Consider the following 17,378-nt stretch of genomic DNA (forward strand, 5'->3'; position numbering starts at 1 on the left):
ATCGTGCTCCTCCACATGGTCGACTCAGGCGGTCTCAACCCGGATCGGGCGGCGCGCATTCCCCGACCCTCGATCAGCCAACGCCCTTGCCCTGCCGCCCACGCCTCAGGCGAAGCCGCCGTTGCTCATGAGCAGCTGCCGGTTGATCCACTGGCCCCGCTCGGAGCAGAGGAAGTCAACGAGGTGCGCGGTGTCCTGCGGTGTGCCGAGGCGGCCGAGCGAAGGGCTGAGCGGCGTCGCGCGGCGTACGTGCTCCCGCCCCTCCTCCGTCATCCAGCCCGTGTCCACCGGCCCGGGGTTGATGACGTTCGCCGTCACCCCGAGGTGGGCGAGCTCGTGCGCGGCGGCGAGCGCGATGCGGTCCAGCGCCCCCTTGCTGGCGCCGTAGGGCAGGTTGCCGACGGTGTGGTCGCTGGTGAGGGCGATGATCCGCCCGGTCCCCGGCGTTCCGCTGAAGCGCCGTCCGTACTCGCGGATCAGCAGCCAGGTGGCGCGCGCGTTGACCGCGAAGTGCCGGTCGAAGCTCTCCACGGTGGTGTCGAGCAGGCCGGAGTCGACCGACTCGCAGTGACACATCACCAACGCCGTGACCTCGCCGCCGAGCCCCCGCTCGGCCGCGTCGAGGATCCGCGCGGGCGCGTCCACGTCGGAGAGATCCGCCTCTATGGCCGCCGTCGCCGCCCCGCGATCGGCCAGGTCCTCGGCGATCGCGCCGACGGCCCCGGCCTCGGGGCCCCAGGGCATGCGTTCGTCGTAGGGGGCCCAGTAGGTGAACGCGATGTCCCACCCGGACGCCGCGAGCTGCCGTGCGATGCCCGCACCGATGCCGATGGTCCGCCCGACGCCGGTGACCAGCGCGATCGGACGAGAACGATTCTCTGTCACGGGAGAGGATCCTCCGCTGCCGGCCGTCCGGCTGGCAAACGAGTTCCCCGGCCACCTACCACACCTGGATGTTACTAACATTGAGGTTAGTAATGTCTGTGTTAGTTTATACCCGTACTGCTGTCAGTACGGAGGGTGGCGACATGGTGGGCTTTGTAGGCAGGCGGCAGGAACTCGCGACGCTGGATCGCGAGCTCGGCAAGGTCGGGACCGCCGTCGGGAGCGAGCGGCCCGGCCGGTGCGTCATGCTGCGCGGGCGTCGCCGCGTGGGCAAGTCCCGGCTGGTCGAGCGTTTCGCCGAGCGATCGGGCGCGCCGTTCCTCTTCTACGCCGCCACCGGCGCCTCTCGAAGGGCCGACCTGGCCCGACTGGCGCGGGACGCGCAGGCGTCCACGCTGCCCATGGCGAGCCTGCTGGCCTCCGCCCAGCCAGCCGACTGGGGCGCGGCGTTCGACGTGCTCGCTGCCGCGTTGCCACAGGACCAGCCCAGCATCGTCGTCATCGACGAGGCGCCCTACCTGATGGACGAAGAGCAAGCCTTCGAGGGCGAGTTGCAACGCGCCTGGGACCGGACGCTGGAGCGCAAGCCCGTCCTGCTGATCCTCATCGGCTCGGACCTGTCGATGATGGAGGCACTCAACAGCTACGGCCGCCCGTTCCACCAACGCGGCCGGGAGATGGTGCTGGGTCCGCTCAACCCGGCCGAGGTGGGCGAGATGCTGGGAGTGGACGCGGCCTCGGCGTTCGACGCGACGCTGGTGACAGGAGGGCTGCCGCTGATTTGCGCGGAGTGGTCGGCGGGCATGCCCCTGTGGGACTTCCTCCAGGAGGCCGTCACCGACCCGGTGTCCGCGCTCCTGGTCTCGGCGGAACGCTCGCTGTCCGCCGAGTTCCCAGGACAGGCCCAGGCCCGAGCGGTCCTGTCGGCAGTCGGCAGCGGGGAGCGGACCTTCTCCAACATCGCCCGTGCTGCAGGCGGGATCGGCGCGACACCGCTCCAGCGGTCGCTGACCCTCCTCGCGGACAAGCGCGTGATCGCCTCCGAACTGCCCCTCGCCACACGCCCGTCGAGGGACCGCCGCTACCGGGTGGCGGACCCCTATCTCCGCTTCTGGCTGCGCTTCCTGGGTCCGGCGATGGAGGAGATTGAGCGGGGGCGGGGAGACCTGACGCTGCGGCGCATCCGCGAGAGCTGGACGAGCTGGCGCGGCCGGGCCGTCGAGCCGCTTGTGCGAGAGGCGCTGGCGCGCCTGCTGCCCGACGGCACGCTTCCCTCGGCTCCCGCCCTGGGAGGCTACTGGACACGCACCAACGACGTGGAGATCGACATCGTGGGCGCGGACCGTGCGCCCGTCGCGAAGGAACTCCGCTTCGTCGGTTCGGTGAAGTGGCTGGAGAACTCTCCGTTCGACCGCCACGACCTCGCGGCACTGCTACGCCACCGCGCGGCGCTCACACCGGACCCCGTGCCAGTCGTGGCCATCTCCCGCAGCGGCACCGACTGCACCGGGCTCGACGCCGCGTACGGGCCGGAGGATCTGTTCGCCGCGTGGAGCTCCTGACCGGAGCCGGGCCAAGGCATGTTGCGAAAGTCGATCTTGGTGAGGCTAGGGTTCTCGCCTGCTGGCTTCGACATCGGGAGGGCAGGGACCGTGGGCGCTCGCGTGCAGACTCGTGTTTCGGCATACGCCATCGCGGTGGAAGATGATCGGCTGCTTTTGGCCCGCTTGTCGGACGCGTCGCCGATCTTCCTGCCAGGGCTGTGGCACCTGCCGGGTGGAGGAATCGATCCAGGTGAGCAGCCCGTGGAGGCTCTGGCCCGTGAGCTTCGGGAGGAGACAGGACTCGAAATCGCTGCTGCTCGACTGCTCGACGCACGGACATACGCGGTTGAGCGACGCGGAGTGAGCTGGAGCCTCACGGCGCTGTTCCATGCCGTCAGCCTCAAGGCCGGGGTACCGGCGGTGGCCGAGATCGACGGTTCCACGGACGCAGCGGTGTGGACCCCCATGGCGGGCCTGCGGGACTCTGTGCTGTCGCCAGCAGCTGCTGATGCCCTTCGCATGCTTGAATCCATGAGGCGGGGGGAGCTGCCGGTCACAGCCACTCGTTGAGGACGGCGACGAGCGCGGTCGCCTCGTAGCGGACGGCGAGCTTGTCGTATCTCGTGGCTACGGCGTGGCTACGGCCCGGTGGCGCTTGAGGCGATTGACCCCACATTCGACCGCGTGGCGCTCGCGGTAGTAGGTCTTGTCGAACTTCGGCGGCCGACCGCCACGAGAGCCGGGCTTCCTGCGGTTGCGGACCCGGTCCGCCGGTACCGGGATTGTCGCCCTGACCCCGTGCCTGCGCAGGTAGGCCCGATTCTTGCTGGAGTCATACGTCTTATCAGCCCGCACCCGCTCCGGGCGCGTGGGCGGTCGGCCACCTCCCAGCCGAGGCACCCAGATCGCCTGGCCCGCAAGCTCTTGCGAAAGAGGTTGCGATTATCCGTTCGCCAGTCACCCGACCATCCGAGGCGCGTGTTCAAACTCTTGACCGAGTTCCTGGCCCGTCCTACGGTCTCGATGCAAGAAGTTGCAGCAAGAGATCATGGCGCGTGGCCTCTCGCTGGCGCACCCCCACACCCTGTCCCTACAGGAGCCACCATGTCTCGCCGTTCAGCCAGTCCAGCGCGGCACGACCGCAGGCGGCGGCTGGGCGGGCCCCTCGCGGGTCTCGCCGCCGCCGCGTGTGCCGCCGTCACTCTGACCGCCGTCCAGGACCCCGCCCCGGCGCAGGCCGCGCCGCCTGGCGAAAGGGACGTCACCGCCGTCCTGTTCAACTGGGACTTCGACTCCGTCGCCCGCGAGTGCACCGACACCCTCGGGCCCGCCGGATACGGCTACGTGCAGGTCTCCCCGCCCATGGAGCAGATCCAGGGCGGCCAGTGGTGGACGCATTACCAGCCGGTCAGCTACCAGATCAACAGCAGGCTCGGCACCAGGGAGCAGTTCCAGAGCATGGTCAACGCCTGCGAGAGCGCGGGCGTGGGCGTCATCGTCGACGCCGTCATCAACCACATGACCGCGGGGGCGGGGACAGGCACCGGCGGGTCCAGTTACACGAAGTACGACTACCCGGCCGTCCCGTACACCGACGGCGACTTCCACACCTGCCGCCAGGACATCGGCAACAACTACGGCGACCGGAACAACGTCCAGAACTGCGAGCTGGTGGGCCTGGCCGACCTCAACACCGGCTCGGAGCACGTGCGGCAGACCATCGCCGACTACATGAACGACCTCCTGTCGATGGGCGTGACCGGCTTCCGCATCGACGCCGCCAAGCACATGTCCGCCGACGACCTCGCCGGCATCCGCGCCCGCGTCAACGGCGGCGACGTCTACTGGAAGCAGGAGGTCATCTACGGCGCGGGCGAGGCCGTCCAGCCCGAGGAGTACGCGGGCACGGGGGACGTGCAGGAGTTCCGTTACGCGTTTGATCTCAAGCGCGTCTTCCAGAACGAGAACCTGGCGTATCTCGAGAACTACGGGGAGGGCTGGGGCTACCTGCCCGGCGACGGCGCGGCGGTTTTCGTAGCCAACCACGACACCGAGCGCAACGGGTCGACGCTGAACTACACCAACGGCGCCGACTACACCCTCGCCCACGTCTTCATGCTGGCGTGGCCGTACGGGTCGCCGGACGTGCACTCCGGATACGACTTCGGCAGCACGGATGCCGGGCCCCCGAACGACGGCCAGGTCAACGCCTGCTACCAGGACGGCTGGCGCTGCCAGCACGCCTGGCCCGAGGTTCAGAACATGGTCGCGTTCCGCAACGCCACCAGCGGCCGGCCCGTCACCGACTGGTGGGACAACGGCGCGGACGCCATCGCCTTCGGGCGTGGCGAGGCGGGCTTCGTCGTCATCAACCACGAGGGGAGCGAGGTGAGCCGGACCTTCAGCACCTCGCTCGCCCCCGGCACGTACTGCGACGTGCAGAGCGGCAACCCGGTGACGGTGGACGGCTCCGGCCAGTTCACCGCGACGCTCGGCGCCAACACCGCGCTCGCGCTCCACACGGGCGCAGCCGGCTGCTGACCCCACCACCGGTGCGGACAGCCCTCGTGCCACAACGGCTGCTTCTTCGTGTGAAAGCGAGATGAAAGCGCCGTAGTCAGGATTGCCCTCAATGTCACAGCAGTGACGCAGACACGCGCCACACGGCGGACGTGTCGGGACGAAGGGATCACCATGCGTCGGTACATCGCGACGATCGCCGCATCCGCGGCGATGCTGACGGGCCTCGGACTCACCAGCGCCAGCAGCGCATCGGCCGCCACCTCGGTGGGCTGGTGCGACGGGGTGAAGAAGGTCACGATCAGCAGCTCCGGCACCTACATCAACCAGCCCTACCACCGCGGCACGGGGAGCAGGAACTGCACGCTCGCCATGGGATCCTCCGGCAGCGCGGTGAGTGCGCTCCAGACGGCACTGAAGGAGTGCAACTTCGCGGACTCCCTCCGCGTCGACGGGGATTTCGGCAGCCTCACCCGCAACGCCCTGATCTACGCCCAGGATCGGAGAGGCACCGATCCGGACGGCATCTACGGCCCGGACACCCGCGTGGCGCTGGATTGGCCGTCGTACTACAACGGGACGATGACCGGCGGCTGCGCTCCGGGACGATGACCGGCGGCCGCGCTCCCTCCCCCTCCTGAGCGCCCTCCGCTCCCGCCCACGGGCGGCACCTCGCCACCGGCTGCCTGGCCGATCGTCCAGCCGCGCTGGTCGAACCCTCGTTGTCAGGCGTCGATGCCCGGGTCCCGCTCCGTGGGCGGCGGCGGCCAGGATGGCGCCGCGCCGGCGCCGTCGGCGCCCGGGTCGGTGGCGAGCGGGCCCGGGTCCAGGGAGCCGTCGAGCACGTAGGCGGCGAGCTGGCCAGGGCATTGCGTCGGCTTGTGATCCCGGTGGCGGTTGATGGCCTCGCCCGCGCCGCCGTTGATCCGCAGCGCGGCGATCGCCCGCCGGAAGGCGAGGAGGAGCTCCGGCGTCACCGCGTCGTACGCGCCGGGGGAGCCGCCGATCAGGCCGCAGACGGCGTACCAGTTCTGGTTGCCCTCGTCGGTGCCGTTGGCCGCCGTCCGGCACCACGGGCCCCGGCCCTCGAAGACGTGGCCGTGCACGCACACCAGGTAGGTGTAGGCGATGTCCGACCAGCCGTTGGCGTCCATGTGGTAGTCCTGGATGGACCGGACCTGCGCGGCGCAGTCGGCGTGGTCCTCGCGCGCCACGCGCTCCCCACCCACGTAGTGGATCGTGACCCCGCCGGACCGCGGGGTGATGTGGGGGCGGCGGTGGCGGGGGCGCCGGCCGCCCCACGCGGAGCGGGGGACGAAGGACTCGATGACGAACGAGCCGGGGCCGCCGTGCGGGCTGGCGCCCAGCGCGCCGTCGGCGGCGGGGGCGGCCGGGGCGTCCTCGCCGTCGGCGAGGGACCGCCCGGCCGAGCCCCCGGTGAGGGCGGCGGGTAATCCGGCCGCCAGGAACCGGCGCCGCGTCGGGGGGTGATGATGCTGCGTCACCCCCGCATCCTCACCCGAACGCATCAGCGACGGAAGGGCCGCCCGCGCACCGGGCGCTAGGAGGAGGCGTGCTCCAGGTACGCCAGCACCGCCAGCACGCGGCGGTTGTCGTCATCGGACGGCGGCAGGCCGAGCTTGGTGAAGATGTTGGAGGTGTGCTTGGCCACGGCCCGCTCGGTGACCACCAGCCGCTCGGCGATCGCCGCGTTCGACCTGCCCTGGGCCATCAGCTCGATCACCTCCAGCTCGCGCGGGGTGAGCCGCTCCAGCGGCGAGTTCCGGGAGCGCTGCGCCAGGAGCTGCTGGATGACCTGCGGGTCCATGGCGGTGCCGCCCTGCGCCACCCGGCGCACCGCGTCCACGAACTGCTCGGCGTCGAAGACCCGGTCCTTCAGCAGGTACCCGACGCCGCCGTTGCCGTCGGCCAGCAGCTCGCGGGCGTAGAGCCGCTCCACGTGCTGGGAGAGGACCAGCACCGGCATCCCGGGCCGGACGCGGCGGGCGGCCAGCGCGCACTGCAGCCCCTCGTCGGTGAAGGACGGCGGCAGCCGCACGTCGACGATCGCCACGTCCACGTGGTGCTCGGCGAGGGCACGGGTGAGGGCGGGGCCGCTGTCCACGGCGGCGGCGATCGCGAAGCCGTGGGCCTCAAGCAGCCGGACAAGGCCGTCCCGCAGCAGGAACAGATCTTCGGCAACGACGACACGCACCCGGACACACTACCCTCAGCGGCACGCGCCGCCCGTGCCCGGTCGGCCGCGGGGGCGGCTCCTAGCCTTGGGCTATGTCGCAGGGGATCTCGATGGTGACGAGCGTGGGCCCGCCCTCGGGGCTGCTGACGGCCATGACGCCGTCGAAGGGGCCGAGCCGCCGCTCGATGCCCCGCAGGCCGGTGCCGCCGTCCAGGCTGGCGCCGCCGCGGCCGTTGTCGGTGACGGCGATCCGCAGGGTGCCGTCCTTGTGGCTGTAGTAGATGTCCAGCCAGGCGCGGTCGGCGCCGGAGTGCTTGGCGGCGTTGGTCAGCACCTCGCTGATGGCGAAGTACGCCGCCGACTCCACCGGCTCCTCCAGGCGGCCGGGCAGTTCGGCGTCCACCTCCACCGGCAGCTGCATCCGCAGCGCCAGGGCGCGGGCCGCGTCCCCCAGGCCCCGCTCGGCGAGCACGGGCGGGTGGATGCCGCGCACCAGGTCGCGCAGCTCGGTCAGGGCCTCGGCCGAGTTCTGGCGGGCCTGGGCGATGAGCCGCTTGGCCTGGGCCGGGTCCTTCTCGATCAGCGCCTCGATCGTGCCCAGGCTCATGCCCATGGCGACCAGCCGGGCCTGGGCGCCGTCGTGCAGGTCGCGTTCGATGCGGCGCAGCTCGGCCGCTGAGTTGTCCACCGCGTCGTGCCGGGTCTCGGTCAGCCGCTCCACGCGCTGGGCGAGCTGCTGCTTCTCGGAGAAGCCCATGAGGTGCCCGGCCATCAGGAAGTGGCCGCGGATGAGGAACGGGTTGACGTACAGCGTGAGGAGGCCGAGGCCGCAGCCGAGGACGGCGGCCAGCACGGCCGTCGGCCAGGAGTCGACCGGCACGAAGAGGTACCAGAAGGCGCCGTCGGCCTCGACGATGGGCTGCCAGACGCCGGCCACCAGCACCAGGCCGAAGAGGAACTGCGCGATCAGCCCCGTGGGCAGGATCGCGATGGTGAAGCCGGCGACGGCGTCGCAGAAGAGCCAGCCGACGTCGCGCCAGGTGGCGACGTCCTGGAGCTGGTGCAGGCAGCGGGCCGCCTGCCCGGCGATGCCGGGAGCCGGCAGGCTGGGCATGGGCCGGTAGCTGGCGGGGATGGCCAGGCCGCACCACTGGCGGGCGAAGGCGCGGCGCTGGTTGGCGTGGACGCGGATCGCGTCGACGACCGGCGGCGTGGTGAACAGGCCCAGGCCGATGAGGGTGAGGGAGAGCGAGACGACGAAGAGGACGAACAGCAGCAGCGAGATGCCCACGGACAGCAGCGACAGCAGCAGCCCCTGCGCGGCGGCCAGCAGGGCGTTCCGCACCCGCCGCCCCGTGATGCCCAGCATGCCCAGCGTCTTCATGCCGTCCCCGGTCCTTCCGTGCTCCGTGCGTGCCCCGCGTCCGCGTTCACCTGTTTCCTGCTTGCGGTCACACTGTCACGCACGGGGGCGCCGCCCGTCAGGAGGGCGGCGCCCCGGAAGCATGGTGTACCTGAGTACACCAGCTGGTATGCACCTGGGATGGGGGTCTCCCCGGACCGCGCCCGAGCTGCTGGCCGCGGCCGGGGAGACGTCTGTGGTGGCCCGTGCCCCGACGGCTCAGACCAGGCCGCCCGCGTCCAGCTCGGTGCACACGGTGTCCACCAGCAGGCGGGTCACCACGTACGGGTCGCAGTTGGCGTTGGGGCGGCGGTCCTCGATGTAGCCCTTCTTGTCCCGCTCGACCTGCCAGGGGATGCGGACCGAGGCGCCGCGGTTGGAGACGCCGTAGCTGTACTGGTCCCACGGCGCGGTCTCGTGCGCGCCGGTGAGGCGGTCCTCGACGCCGACGCCGTAGTTCTTCACGTGCTCCAGCGGCTTGCCCTCCTTGCCGAGGGCGTCGCAGGCGGCGATGATCGCGTCGTAGCCGGAGCGCATGGACTTGGTGGAGAAGTTGGTGTGCGCGCCCGCGCCGTTCCAGTCACCCTTGACCGGCTTGGGGTCGAGCGTCGCGGAGACGCCGAAGTCCTCGCCGGTGCGGTAGAGCAGCCAGCGGGCCACCCACAGCTGGTCGGAGACCTCCAGCGGGGAGAGCGGGCCGACCTGGAACTCCCACTGGCCGGGCATGACCTCGGCGTTGATGCCGGAGAGGGACAGGCCCGCCTTCAGGCAGTTCTCCAGGTGGGCCTCGACCACGTCGCGGCCGGCGATCTCGTCGGAGCCGACACCGCAGTAGTACGGGCCCTGCGGGCCGGGGAAGCCGCCGGCGGGGAAGCCGAGGGGGTAGCCGTCCTTGAAGAAGGTGTACTCCTGCTCGATGCCGAACAGCGGCTCGTGGGCGGCGAACTTCTCCGCGACCGGGCGCAGCAGGGCGCGGGCGTTGGAGACGTGCGGGGTGTCGTCGCCGGGGTTGAACACCTCACACAGCACCAGCTTGTGGTCCCCGCCGCGGATCGGGTCCGGGTAGACGGACACCGGCTTGAGCACGCAGTCGGAGGCGTGGCCCTCGGCCTGGTTGGTGCTGGAGCCGTCGAACCCCCAGATCGGCGGCTCGTCGCCGTCCGCGAGGATCTTGGTCTTCGAGCGCAGTTTCGCGGTCGGCTCGGTGCCGTCGATCCAGATGTACTCGGCCTTGTAGCTCACGGTCCGGCTCCTCCGGGAGGTCTTCGCGGGTGCGTCACGTATGGGCCACGCGCGCTCCATACGCCGCTCGCCACCCTCGCGACCTGCAGTTTCCCGCCCGTTGCCCGTCCGTTAAGGCGCTGTGAACTACATCCCCCACCGCGGCCTGCCCGCCGGAGAGCTTGCGCGCTTAGGGTGGGCGCCTGAGAATCGCCCGGCACACCCGCCGGCACGTTGCCCGAAACAGGAGGCATCCGTATGAGATTCGGCCTGCTCGGAACCGGCCCCTGGGCCCAAGCGGCGCACGGCCCCGCCCTGGCCGGGCACCCGGAGGCGGAGCTGGTGGGCGTGTGGGGACGCCGGGAGGAGGCGGCGCGGGCGCTCGCCGCCGAGCTCGGCACCCGCGCCTACGACAGCGCCGAGGCGCTGTTCGCCGACTGCGACGCCGTGGCCGTCGCGCTGCCGCCCGACGTGCAGGCCCCGCTCGCCACCCGGGCGGCGGCGGCAGGCTGCCACCTGCTGCTGGACAAGCCGGTCGCGACCACGGTGACCGGCGCGCGGGAGGTGGCGGAGGCGGCCGAGCGGGCCGGCGTCGCGTCGGTGGTCTTCTTCACCCTGCGGTTCGCCCAGGAGACGGCGGCCTGGGTCGCGGCGCAGAGCGCCACCGACGGCTGGCTGACCGGCAGGGCCGACTGGTACTCGCCGGTCTTCGGCGGCGCGGACAGCGCGTACGCCGCCTCGCCGTGGCGGCGGGAGAAGGGCGCCCTGTGGGACGTGGGCCCGCACGCGCTGTCGCTGCTGCTGCCGCCGCTGGGCGACCTGGCGCCCGGTCCCGGCGCCGTCACCGCCGCGCGCGGCCCGGGCGACATGGTGCACCTGGTGCTGCGTCACGCCTCCGGCGCGTCCAGCGCGATCACCGTCACCCACACCGTGCCGCCGCAGGCGTCGGCGGTCTCGGCCGAACTGCGCGGCAGCGCCGGCGTGTCCACGCTGCCGGAGCGGCCCGACGGCGGCCCGGTCGCGCCGCTGGGGCGGGCGATCGACGCCCTGATCGAGGCGGCCAGGACCGGCCGGCCCCACGCGTGCGACGTCCGCTTCGGCCTGCGTGTGACGGAGATACTCGCCATGGCGGAGGCGGCCCTGGGACCGGACCCGGACGTCCCGGCGGCCACGGACGCTCCGGCCGCGTCGCCGGTGGCCTGAGGCGGTGGCCTGAGGCGGTGGCCCGAGCCGGTCGCCCGAGCCGGTCGCCCGAGCCGGCCGGGCGGGGGCGCCCCGGCTCAGACGGCCGGCCGGGTCGCCGCCCCGGACAGGTCCAGCTCCCAGTCCTGCCCGGTCTCCTCGCGGCCGAAGAGGGTGTGGGGGGCGCTCGCGGCCAGCGTGAAGCCCACGGCCTGGTAGATCTTGCGCGCGCTCGTCAGCACGGCGTTGGTCCACAGCACCATGCGCTCGTAGCCGGCCTGCCGCGCGAAGCGGACGCACTCCTCGACCAGCGCGTTGCCGATGCCCAGCCCCCGGGCGTGCGGCTCGACGAGCAGCAGCCGCAGCCGGGCCGTGGGCACCCGCACCTCGTGTTCGCGCGCCTCGTCGACGCAGACGATCGAGCCCGCCGGGGAGCCGTCCAGCTCCGCGATCCAGGCGGCCTCCCGCTTCGGGTCGTGGTTCCTCGCGTACCGGGCGACCACGTCGGCGACCAGCGCCTCGAACGCGTCGCTCCAGCCGTACTCGGCGGTGTAGAGCGCGCCGTGGCGCTGGATCACCCAGCCCAGCTCGCCCGGCAGCGGCGGTCGGATCCGGACGGCGGCGCCCGCGGCTCCCGCGGCGCCCGCGGCACCCGTGCGGCGTTTCGGGGTGAGCCGCAGCAGCCCGGAGACCGCGCCCAGCGCGGCCAGCAGCCGCTCGCGCTCGGCGGCCGACAGCCCCTCGACGAGCGCGCGGGTCGCCTCGGTGGAACGCCGCTCCAGCAGGGCCGCCGCCTCCCGCCCGGCGCCGGTGAGCCGGACGAGCTGACGCCGCGAGTCCGCCGGGTCGCGCTCGCGCGCCACCAGGCCGTCCTCCTCGGCCCGGGCGAGCAGCCGGCTGAGCTGCCCGGGGTCCATCTCCAGCTCCCGGCGCAGCTCGGTGAGCGGGATCCGCGCGCGCTGGGCCAGCTCGTACAGCACGCGGGCCTGGGGCAGCGAGTAGGGGGTGCCGAGCCGGTGCTCGTAGTCGAGGGCCCCGATGATCCGGGTGTAGCCGCGGTTGAACTCCCGGAGGCGCCGCACGGCCTCGTCCCCTGGCGCGGTCGTCGTGACGGTCGTGGCCGTCGCCGTCTTCGTTGACTCGGTCATTGACTCAGTCAAACTTATACGGAAGCCGACTTCAAGGGGTCCGCGGCGCTCCGGCGGCTCAGTAGGTGACGGTGATCCGCCCGGCCGGGCCGTCCACCCGGACCGGGCCGCCGTAGGGGATGACCTGCTGCGGGTCGGTGTGGCCGAGGTCCACGTCGAAGACGGCCATCGTCTCGGGGGCGTACTCCGCCAGCGCCCGCAGCACCGCCGCGCGCTGGTCGTGCCGGTAGGTGGCGCGCTCCGCCTCCGGGCGCGGCTCGAGGACCGACTGCGTCTTGGCCCGCCCTATCAGCAGCGCGGCGAAGCGGCCGAGCAGCCCGCGCTCTCCCATGGAGCGCAGCACGCGGTACACCTCGGCGGCCCTCGGCAGTTCCTCGTCGGTCTCCAGGAAGAGCACCCACCCCTCGTACGCCTCGGGCGGGCCGATCTCCCGGTCGGCCATGAGGAGCCAGGACAGCACCTCCACGTCGCCTCCCCAGCCCGGCCCTTCGACAACCTGCCCGCCGTTGTGCCAGGTCCAGCCCGGGCACGGCTCGGTCTCCGGCTCGCGCTCGAAGGTCGCCGGGTCCTGCCAGGGCCGCTCCAGGTCGCCGTAGGCCCCGACCTCGCGCAGCTCGTAGGGGCCGGAGGTGAACAGCGCCGCGCGCAGCGACGCTTCGGTGACCGGGTGCATCGCCCCGGGCCGCCCGAACTGCACCATCACCGAGCCGCCGTGATAGCCGACCACGCCGGTGGCGGCCAGCCAGGCCAGCAGGTTGGTGCAGTCGCTGTAGCCGAAGAACGGCTTGGGATTGGCCCTGACGAGGTCCCGGTCCAGGTGCGGCAGCACGGTGATCTGGTCCTCGCCGCCGATGCTGGAGACGATCGCCCTGATCTCCGGGTCCGCGAACGCCGCGTGCAGCTCGGCGGCCCGGCGGCGCGGCGTGGTGCGCAGCGTGCGCGTGCCGGGGTACTCGACCACCTCCAGGCCGAAGTCCTCGGCCAGGCGCCGCAGCCCCAGCTCGTGGGGGAGGGGGAAGAGCTCCGGCAGCCCGCCCGACGGGGAGAGCACGGCGACCTTGTCGCCCGGGCGGGGCTTGGGCGGGAAGACGGGGGCGGTCATGACGGCACGCTACCTGCGGCACGGGGCGCCGGGCCGGGCACCGCGTTGCGGCGCCGGCTCAGCGGCGCGGGCCGTGGCCCAGGGCTTCCGCCACCGCCTGGACGTTGGCGTAGGTGTCGGTGGGCGGCAGCCCGCGCACCGCCTCGATCAGCGGGTCGGGGGCGTTCTCCTCCTGCAGGACGCGCAGCAGCTCGCGCCGCCGCGCCGGGTAGACGGTGCGCCGCAGGTGCCGGGCGAGTTCGAAGCGGAACGCCTCGTCCTCCGCCTCCCGCGTGCTGGCGTCGCCGCGCGGCGGGACCGGGCCGCGCGCCAGCTCGGGGTCGTCCTCGGCGGAGGGCTCCGGGTCGCGCCACTCCTCGGCGCGGCTGGTGCGCTCGGCGCGGAGCCGGTCGCCGAGTTCGTGCTTCATCTCGTCGTCCCGGTGGACGTTGAGCCGGTCGCTGCCTCGCTGCTGCATCGCGGTCACCTCTCTCGCGGTCCGGGAACCTGTGCCGGGTACCCGGGCGTACGCCCCCCACACGGCGCGCGGGCGCGTGTTTGGGGCGTGCGTGAGGGGGAACGCGAGGGGTCCGGCCGAGCGAGCGGCCTCCGTGGGGGGCGTACGGCTCCGGGTGCGGGCCGATCAGGGGGCCCGCCCCGGAGTCGCCCCCACTTCTCCTTCTGTCGGGTTCCGTCGCGCGGCTACGCGCTCCCGGACGGCTGCCAGGGCGGGGTGAGGCCCCACGCCCAGCGCGGCACGGGGGCGGCGTTCAGCGGCGGGGGGTTCTCCCCGGAGTAGACGAGGGCCATGCGGGTGCCCCACTCGACGTAGTAGGCGAAGACGGCCCGGAACTCGGGGTCGTCCGGCAGCCCGGCCTCGTCGGCGGCGTCCCTCAGCAGGGCGACCCAGCGGCGGCGTTGCTCCTCGGTGATGCCGCGCCCCACGTGCTTGCCCGCCATGTGCGGGTGGCCGCCGCGCTCCGCCGAGTACCGGGCGGGGCCGCCGAAGACCTCGGCGAGCCACATCGCGACGTACCGGGGGTGGTCCCCGGCCATCCCGGAGAAGACCGGCTTCAGCAGCGGGTCCTCGTGGACGTGCCCGTAGAAGATCTCGGTCAGCCGCTCGAACGCCGCCGCGCCGCCGGCCCACTCGTAGATGCTGGGCGTGCTGCCGCCCGCGCCGGCGATCCCGGTGGACTCGTAGTGCCGCATCTCCTCGATCGCCGCCACGTAGGGCCCGATCTCGGCGAGGAACGCCCGGAAGTGCTCGCCCTCGCGGAAGCCCTCCAGGTGGTCGGCGGCCGACGTCCACCGGATCCGGAGCACGTACCAGGCGTCGTCGCCCTCTTCTTCGTCTTCTTCGTCCTGGCGGCGCGTCAGCTCGTAGTCGACGCACTGCGGCGCCGCCGCGAGCGAGGCCGCCGCCCGCCGGCAGGCCGCCTCGAACTCCTCGCGGTCCCGTGCCGCCATCCGGTATCTGACGTATTCGACGATGCTCGCCATGCGCGCTCCTCGCAGATCATGCGTCCGGGCCCTGGGAGCGTACGCGCTGGACCTGGTCGAGTGACTCCCGCAGCTCGCTCAGCCAGCCGTCGGCGTTGCGCTGCACCAGGCGGACGCACCAGGCCAGCGCCTCGCTGCGGCTGCGCGCCACCCCGCCCGCGATGAGGATGTCGAGCACCTGGCGCTCCGGCTGCCGCAGCCGGGTCATCACGGGCGCGGCGACGTGCGTGAAGAGCGTGCGCGTGCCGCCGCACTCCACGCCCCAGGACGCCTTGCGCCTGAAGCGCCGCTCGGCCTCCCGGGCCACCTCCATCCGCTCCGCGCGGGTGCGCTCACGGAACTCCGACACCCGCCCCTCGCGCGCCGCCTCCCGCTCGGTCGCCGACGCGTCCGGCCCCAGCTCGGGCTCGGGTATGCGCCCGACGACGGTGATCTCCTCGCGGTCGACCGCGACGTCCACCAGCTCGGCGAAGAGCCCTTCGGGCAGCCGGCCGGCGAACCAGCCGCGCACCTCGTCTCTCTGCTCGTTCGTAATCATGTAATCGAGATTACGCCCCCAGTCGATCCGAGGACAGGGGGTTCACCTCCGGCTGAATTACCACGAATGGGGCACTCGGCGCATAATGGGAAATGCCCCGTGGACGTATCTAAGGAGGCAGATCGCATGACCGACGTCTCTCACCGCAGGACGGCGGAGCGACCCGAACTCGTCGAACACCCCGACGCGATGGAGATGCGGGCGCGCTACGACCGCGTGCTCCAAGGCCGTGATGTGGTGTTCGTCGACGCGCCGGTCTTCCTGGCCGGTCTCTACGCCGCCATATCTCCCTGGGTGCTGGACTTCACGGTGGGCCAGCCCGAGCTCATGATCAACAACCTGATCGTCGGCATCGCGGTGTCCGTGCTCGCCCTGGGCTTCACCATGGCTCCCGAGCGTATGTACGGCCTGAGCTGGGCCATCTGCGCCGCCGGGATCTGGCTGGTCATCTCTCCGTGGACTGTCGGCGACAGCCCGGATGGCGGGGTGATCGTCAGCAACGTCATTGTCGGCGGCCTGCTCTTCCTCCTGGGAGTCGCGAGCGCCGGCGCGTCGCTGAGAGCGAGAAGTGCGATGAAGGGAGCGGGAGCCGAGAAATAACAGATACGCACACGAAGAGGAAACGCACGGAGAGTGGGGGCGCCCCCGGAAAGGGGAGCGCCTCCACGTCTCTGTCATGCGGCGTTGTGAGCGCGTGCGCGCCGCCCGCCTACGGGCGGCCCCGGTGGCCGCGCATCTTGTACAGATTCCGCTGGAACCGGGTGATGTCCCGCCGCCCGCGCTCCCGTTCCGCCCGCAGCCGGGCGTCGGTGCGCGAGGCCGCCCAGGCGTTCTCTCGCAGCAGCTTCCGGTAGCTCGCCAGCCGCCGGGCAGGCAGCTCGCCCGCCTCGATGGCCGCCCGCACCGCGCACCCCGGCTCGGTGTCGTGGGAGCAGTCCCCGAAACGGCACTCCTCGGCGAGCTCCTCGATCTCCGCGAAGACCCGCTCGAGACCGCCCCCTGCGTCGTGCAGGCCCACGCCGCGCAGCCCCGGCGTATCGATCAGCACGCCCCCGCCGGGCAGCAACAGCAGCTCGCGCCGCACCGTGGTGTGGCGCCCCTTGCCGTCCTGGGCACGCACCGCGCCGGTGGCCAGCACCTCGTCGCCCAGCAGGGCGTTGCCCAGCGTCGACTTGCCCGCGCCGGAACGCCCGAGCAGCACCACCGTGCCGCCCAGCAGCGCCCGCAGCACGTCCATGCCCTCGCCGGTCACGGTGCTGGTCGCCACCGTGTCCACGCCGGGCGCCAGCTCGGCCGCCTCGACGAGCGCCGCGGCCGTGTTGACCGGCCCGGCCTCGTCGGCCTTGGTCAACGCCACCACCGGCTGGGCGCCGCTGTCCCACACCAGCGCCAGCATGCGTTCCAGCCGCCCGGCGTCCAGCGGCTCCGCGAGCGACACGGTCACCACGGCCGTGTCCACGTTGGCGGCCAGCACCTGCCCGTGCGAGGTGGCGCCCGCCGAGGCCCGCACGATGGCGGTGCGCCGCGGCAGCACCACCGCCACCTCCGGCAGCCCCTCCGGCCCCGGGCCGGGCTCGGGCCGCAGCCCGACCCAGTCGCCGGCGCACGGCGCGAGCGCGGGATCCGAGCCGACGCCCGCGCCGGTGCCGGCCCGCGCCGGGCCGTCCTCGGTGACCACGTCGCACTGCCCGCGGTCGACGCCGACGACTCGCGCCGGCGCGAGACCCGCGTCCCGGTGCCCGGCGAAGGCGCGCTCGTACGCCTCGTCCCAGCCGTAGGCGGACAGCGGTGAATCAGAAGAAGTCGAGGTTGAAGTAGATGATGAGGAAGACACGATGGGAGACCCTTTGCGAGAGGGGACCCCGATGCGTGTCGATCAGGCCGGGGCCCCGGAGGTGAGGATGGACCGAACGCTGCTCAGGGCAGCCCAAACCGAGACAGCCATCACACTCACCTCCCTCGCATAGAAGTTCACGCCACGCTAGCACGCGGCCGCCGGGCCCGCACCGGAGTTCGGCAGCGGCTCAGCCAGAGGTAGGCGCCCCCGGAGGACCACGGATCGACGGCTCGCGCACCCGCCGACGTCCACGCCCGCGCGGCCGCGAGGCCCGCCTCCGGGCCGAGGCTCACGTTACGACGCCGGCGGGGGGGGGGGGG

18 protein-coding genes are annotated in these 17,378 nt (G+C 72.6%); 6 read left to right on the top strand and 12 right to left on the bottom strand.

Annotated features, from left to right (window positions below):
- Positions 1–105: 105 nt before the first annotated feature.
- Positions 106–885: an SDR family oxidoreductase gene (locus ACTWQH_RS29785; protein ID WP_443289899.1), complete on the bottom strand. Its 780-nt coding sequence runs from the start codon at positions 883–885 to the stop codon at positions 106–108.
- A gap of 143 nt (positions 886–1,028) precedes the next feature.
- Between ACTWQH_RS29785 and ACTWQH_RS29790 the strand changes: the two genes are divergently transcribed.
- Together ACTWQH_RS29790 and ACTWQH_RS29795 are read left to right on the top strand one after the other, a co-directional pair.
- Positions 1,029–2,447 carry an ATP-binding protein gene (locus ACTWQH_RS29790; protein WP_443289900.1) on the top strand — a complete coding sequence of 473 codons (1,419 nt, stop codon included), beginning with the start codon at positions 1,029–1,031 and terminating at the stop codon, positions 2,445–2,447.
- Positions 2,448–2,537: 90 nt separating this feature from the next.
- Entirely contained in the window at positions 2,538–2,999 is a 462-nt protein-coding gene (locus ACTWQH_RS29795) for an NUDIX hydrolase (RefSeq protein WP_443289901.1), read from the top strand.
- A gap of 57 nt (positions 3,000–3,056) precedes the next feature.
- Here the strand turns inward: ACTWQH_RS29795 and ACTWQH_RS29800 are convergent, their stop codons facing one another.
- Entirely contained in the window at positions 3,057–3,329 is a 273-nt protein-coding gene (locus ACTWQH_RS29800; RefSeq protein ID WP_443289902.1) for a transposase, read from the bottom strand.
- A gap of 204 nt (positions 3,330–3,533) precedes the next feature.
- On the opposite strand from ACTWQH_RS29800, the gene ACTWQH_RS29805 reads away from it, so the two are divergent.
- Positions 3,534–4,970 carry an alpha-amylase gene (locus ACTWQH_RS29805; protein WP_443289903.1) on the top strand — a complete coding sequence of 479 codons (1,437 nt, stop codon included), beginning with the start codon at positions 3,534–3,536 and terminating at the stop codon, positions 4,968–4,970.
- A 153-nt stretch (positions 4,971–5,123) separates the two neighbouring features.
- Entirely contained in the window at positions 5,124–5,561 is a 438-nt protein-coding gene (locus tag ACTWQH_RS29810) for a peptidoglycan-binding domain-containing protein (RefSeq protein ID WP_443289904.1), read from the top strand.
- 113 nt (positions 5,562–5,674) lie between these two features.
- Here the strand turns inward: ACTWQH_RS29810 and ACTWQH_RS29815 are convergent, their stop codons facing one another.
- The 4 genes from ACTWQH_RS29815 to glnII all read right to left on the bottom strand — a co-directional run bounded on the left by ACTWQH_RS29815 (position 5,675) and on the right by glnII (position 9,790).
- The gene (locus ACTWQH_RS29815; RefSeq protein WP_443289905.1) at positions 5,675–6,454 is read right to left on the bottom strand and encodes a hypothetical protein; all 780 of its coding nucleotides are present in this window, start codon (positions 6,452–6,454) and stop codon (positions 5,675–5,677) included.
- Positions 6,455–6,510: 56 nt separating this feature from the next.
- Positions 6,511–7,164 carry a response regulator transcription factor gene (locus ACTWQH_RS29820; protein ID WP_443289906.1) on the bottom strand — a complete coding sequence of 218 codons (654 nt, stop codon included), beginning with the start codon at positions 7,162–7,164 and terminating at the stop codon, positions 6,511–6,513.
- 61 nt (positions 7,165–7,225) lie between these two features.
- Positions 7,226–8,530 (bottom strand): sensor histidine kinase, encoded by a 1,305-nt coding sequence (locus ACTWQH_RS29825; protein ID WP_443289907.1) that lies wholly within the window; start codon positions 8,528–8,530, stop codon positions 7,226–7,228.
- A 237-nt stretch (positions 8,531–8,767) separates the two neighbouring features.
- On the bottom strand, positions 8,768–9,790 hold the full coding sequence (glnII, locus tag ACTWQH_RS29830) for a glutamine synthetase (RefSeq protein WP_443289908.1): 1,023 nt from the start codon (positions 9,788–9,790) through the stop codon (positions 8,768–8,770).
- 237 nt (positions 9,791–10,027) lie between these two features.
- Here glnII and ACTWQH_RS29835 point away from each other — a divergent pair, with 237 nt between their 5' ends.
- The gene (locus tag ACTWQH_RS29835) at positions 10,028–10,972 is read left to right on the top strand and encodes a Gfo/Idh/MocA family protein (protein WP_443289909.1); all 945 of its coding nucleotides are present in this window, start codon (positions 10,028–10,030) and stop codon (positions 10,970–10,972) included.
- A 77-nt stretch (positions 10,973–11,049) separates the two neighbouring features.
- On the opposite strand, the gene ACTWQH_RS29840 is transcribed toward ACTWQH_RS29835, so the two are convergent.
- The 5 genes from ACTWQH_RS29840 to ACTWQH_RS29860 form a co-directional block, all read right to left on the bottom strand.
- Positions 11,050–12,099: a bifunctional helix-turn-helix transcriptional regulator/GNAT family N-acetyltransferase gene (locus ACTWQH_RS29840; protein WP_443289910.1), complete on the bottom strand. Its 1,050-nt coding sequence runs from the start codon at positions 12,097–12,099 to the stop codon at positions 11,050–11,052.
- A gap of 58 nt (positions 12,100–12,157) precedes the next feature.
- Entirely contained in the window at positions 12,158–13,201 is a 1,044-nt protein-coding gene (locus tag ACTWQH_RS29845; RefSeq protein ID WP_443289911.1) for a S66 family peptidase, read from the bottom strand.
- A gap of 58 nt (positions 13,202–13,259) precedes the next feature.
- The gene (locus ACTWQH_RS29850) at positions 13,260–13,658 is read right to left on the bottom strand and encodes a DUF2795 domain-containing protein (protein WP_443289912.1); all 399 of its coding nucleotides are present in this window, start codon (positions 13,656–13,658) and stop codon (positions 13,260–13,262) included.
- A gap of 224 nt (positions 13,659–13,882) precedes the next feature.
- The gene (locus tag ACTWQH_RS29855; RefSeq protein ID WP_443289913.1) at positions 13,883–14,683 is read right to left on the bottom strand and encodes a group II truncated hemoglobin; all 801 of its coding nucleotides are present in this window, start codon (positions 14,681–14,683) and stop codon (positions 13,883–13,885) included.
- Positions 14,684–14,699: 16 nt separating this feature from the next.
- Positions 14,700–15,221 (bottom strand): hypothetical protein, encoded by a 522-nt coding sequence (locus ACTWQH_RS29860; protein ID WP_443289914.1) that lies wholly within the window; start codon positions 15,219–15,221, stop codon positions 14,700–14,702.
- 126 nt (positions 15,222–15,347) lie between these two features.
- Here ACTWQH_RS29860 and ACTWQH_RS29865 point away from each other — a divergent pair, with 126 nt between their 5' ends.
- Positions 15,348–15,821: an SPW repeat protein gene (locus tag ACTWQH_RS29865; RefSeq protein ID WP_443289915.1), complete on the top strand. Its 474-nt coding sequence runs from the start codon at positions 15,348–15,350 to the stop codon at positions 15,819–15,821.
- Between the two features lie 109 nt (positions 15,822–15,930).
- On the opposite strand, the gene rsgA is transcribed toward ACTWQH_RS29865, so the two are convergent.
- A complete protein-coding gene (gene rsgA, locus ACTWQH_RS29870) occupies positions 15,931–17,055 on the bottom strand; it encodes a ribosome small subunit-dependent GTPase A (protein WP_443289916.1) in 1,125 nt (374 codons plus the stop codon).
- Positions 17,056–17,378: the final 323 nt, after the last annotated feature.

This window comes from Streptomyces sp. 6N223, from assembly GCF_052246635.1.
In the GTDB taxonomy this organism is placed as follows: Bacteria; Actinomycetota; Actinomycetes; order Streptomycetales; family Streptomycetaceae; genus Streptomyces.